This window comes from Methanosarcinales archaeon (genome assembly GCA_014859725.1).
Taxonomy (GTDB): domain Archaea; phylum Halobacteriota; class Methanosarcinia; order Methanosarcinales; family Methanocomedenaceae; genus Kmv04.
Map to the genome: position 1 here is coordinate 1 of JACUTQ010000243.1, position 2,370 is coordinate 2,370.

General features: G+C 38.2%; 3 protein-coding genes. 1 reads left to right on the forward strand and 2 read right to left on the reverse strand.

Features of this window, described 5'->3' with window-relative positions:
• Nucleotides 1-28: 28 nt before the first annotated feature.
• Both IBX40_12765 and IBX40_12770 read right to left on the reverse strand, forming a co-directional pair.
• A complete protein-coding gene (locus IBX40_12765) occupies nucleotides 29-439 on the reverse strand; it encodes a phosphate-starvation-inducible PsiE family protein (GenBank protein ID MBE0525182.1) in 411 nt (136 codons plus the stop codon).
• Between the two features lie 27 nt (nucleotides 440-466).
• Nucleotides 467-1,366: a PstS family phosphate ABC transporter substrate-binding protein gene (locus IBX40_12770; protein ID MBE0525183.1), complete on the reverse strand. Its 900-nt coding sequence runs from the start codon at nucleotides 1,364-1,366 to the stop codon at nucleotides 467-469.
• A gap of 110 nt (nucleotides 1,367-1,476) precedes the next feature.
• On the opposite strand from IBX40_12770, the gene IBX40_12775 reads away from it, so the two are divergent.
• Nucleotides 1,477-2,322 carry a phosphate uptake regulator PhoU gene (locus IBX40_12775; GenBank protein MBE0525184.1) on the forward strand — a complete coding sequence of 282 codons (846 nt, stop codon included), beginning with the start codon at nucleotides 1,477-1,479 and terminating at the stop codon, nucleotides 2,320-2,322.
• Nucleotides 2,323-2,370 lie beyond the last annotated feature (48 nt).

A 2,370-nucleotide genomic window follows, 5' to 3' on the forward strand; every position in this document is an offset into this window, starting at 1 on the left:
GAATTACTTATTCTGGCTAGTTCCTAATTCAATCACAAGAAAATAAAAAGTCTCTCTTATTATTCCCATGACTATTAATAGGGTGGATAGGGCTAATATCATCATGTAGTCTAATTCCCTGGTAAACCAGCCCCACTGAGATTTCTCTCAGAACGATTAGTATTGTTGCATCAATAATAAATGTAAGTTTAATCCTCTCATATTTTGAATAGTCATGGAGTGTTTTAAAGAACTCTATAATAATGAACAATGTTAGACTATTGGCTACAATCTGGTAGAATGTGACGTCCATGCCATCATTATTCATGAGCTGGGGTATGCTAAGGACAAGCCGAACCGCCCCTATCAAAAGGGCCAATAGAAGGATGTAGAGTATGATTATTACAATACTATTGGTGGCTTTCTTAAAAATCCAGTTATGATCCACAGTAAAATTCATGGTAAAAAATATGTGGGGAATACTCCCCTATTTCGAAATCTTCTCTTGGTTCCGTACCCTATCATCCATATTTATTGGGTAGAATCCGGCTCGCTGTACCACATCCTGTCCTGCTTCGCTCAGTTCGAACTTGAGAAAATCATACACAGGACTGTCCTTATCCGGTTTATCGCTTGTATACTGGTAGAGAGGTCTGGTTATTGGATACAGGCCGTTTTCGATATTTTCCTCGTCTAGCGGAGTGATATATTCAGACGCCTCGTCCCAAGCTACATTAATAACACTAATTTCATTGGTAACATACCCAATCCCGACATATCCTATCCCGGACGCATCAGCCATCACTGTGTCTACAATTGCCCTGTTTCCTTCCATATTGAGCATCCTGGGGGAATAGTCCTTTTTCTGTGTCTGCTGCCAGTTAACCACATGCTCTAGTAAGAACTCATAGGTGCCAGAGGTGCTCTGTCTACCATATATTGTAATTTCAATATCATTACCGCCGATCTGGTTCCAGTTGTTGATCTCTCCCCTGTAGATGGCGCCTATCTGATCCAGAGTAAGGTTTGTGAGGGGATTGTCCGGATTGACAATTACGGCCAATCCGTCCCGGGCTATAATAAACTCCCATGGCTCAATACCTTTCGCTTTTGCTTGATCAATTTCCTCCGCTTTGATCTGTCGGGAAGAATCAGCGATATCAATCTCACCGTTTATTATGGCGGCAATGCCTGTTCCAGAACCACCACCAGTGACCACCACTTCAGTCCCAGGATTATTATCCATATAGGTTTCAGCCATATCTGAAACCACCTGGACAAGAGTATCCGAACCTTTAATGTCTAACGATTCACCCGGCTGCTGGCCGATGCAACCAAATGTAATGGCCGTTACAATTATTATTAGAATTCCTGAATATTTGTTCATGTTGTTTCACCTACCATTTTTATTGCACACATTTAATCTCTATGTATACATACACAATAAATAAGATTAATCCAAATAAATATATAGTATCTATTTAATCTATATATTTAATGACAAAGATTGAAAAAAGGAAAGTACAATTAACAGGTGGGTCCACGTATATCGTATCCCTTCCAGTTAATTGGATCAGGGATCTGGGTATTCAGCAGGGAGATGAATTATTTATTTCCCGCCAGCAAGACCGTTCTTTGATCATTGCACCAAAAATAAAATTGAAAGATAAATTATATTCTACAACAATAAAAATAGGGGACAAAGATAAAAGTGCTGATATATTCCGGTTAATGGTTTCTTATTACCTTGCAGGTTACGACATTTTAATATTGACATTTAAAAAAGAATATGCAGCGGAAGACCGAAAATGTATAAAGGAATCGGTACGAGAAAGGCTCATTGCGCTTGAAGTAGTGGAAGAATCCAGTGAGCGGGTGATGTTCCAGAGCCTTCTCAATTATAAGCAATTTCCCATGGATAGGGCCATGTCCAATATCTTGAGGATAGTCCAGTCAATGCAAAAGGATTCGAATAGGGCGTTGCTTGAACTTGATAGAAACACGGCAAATGAAGTGATCCAAAGGGATACTGAAGTGGACCGATTCTATTTGCTTATTGTTAGGCAGTTGAAGAATGCTTTGAGAAATCCGGAAATTATCAAGGAGCTTGGTCTCTCAAATGCAGCAGAATGTCTGGGTTACCGAATAGTGGTGAAAAATATTGAACGAATAGCAGATCATTTAGAAAAAATTGCCGAAAATAGTCTTAAAATAACACAGATAAATCCAGAGATAATTGAAAAAATTCGTACTATATATGAGTGTAATGAAACAATGTTTGAAAATATTATCGAATGTCTTAACATCAAGGATATTAAATTAGTGAATATTAAATTAGTATAGGGATTTCTGAAATCGCACTTATTTTGCAATATTAGATTATGTGTTTTC